The organism is Pseudomonas khorasanensis, from assembly GCF_014268505.2.
Taxonomy (GTDB): domain Bacteria; phylum Pseudomonadota; class Gammaproteobacteria; order Pseudomonadales; family Pseudomonadaceae; genus Aquipseudomonas; species Aquipseudomonas khorasanensis.
Window position 1 is genome coordinate 1 of record NZ_JABWQP020000052.1, and the last position, 420, is coordinate 420.

1 protein-coding gene is annotated in these 420 nt (G+C 62.4%); it reads left to right on the forward strand.

From position 1 onward, the window contains the following. Positions 1-420, forward strand: a 420-nt coding sequence (locus HU727_RS25545) for a calcium-binding protein (RefSeq protein ID WP_217847161.1), incomplete at both ends; no start/stop codon positions are given.

Below are 420 nucleotides of genomic sequence, written 5' to 3' on the forward strand. Positions count from 1 at the left end.
AGCCTGACCGGTAACGCGCAAAACAACACGTTGAGCGGGAACGCCGGCAATAACACCCTGGACGGTGGTGCCGGCATCGACACCCTGATCGGTGGTGCAGGCGATGATGTCTATATTGTCGACACCCGCAGCGACACCGTGATCGAAGCAGCCGGCGAAGGCCGCGACGTCATCCGCTCCTCCGTCAGCTACACCCTCTCGGCCAACGTCGAAGACGGCGTGCTGCTGGGCACCGCCAACCTCAACTTCGGCGGCAACGCCTTGAGCAACACCCTGACTGGCAATGCCGGCAACAACGTCCTCGATGGCCTGGGCGGTACCGACACCCTGATTGGCGGGGCCGGTGACGACACCTATTACATCAACGGCGTAGGCGATACCGTGATCGAAGCGGCCGATGAAGGTCATGACCTGATCCGC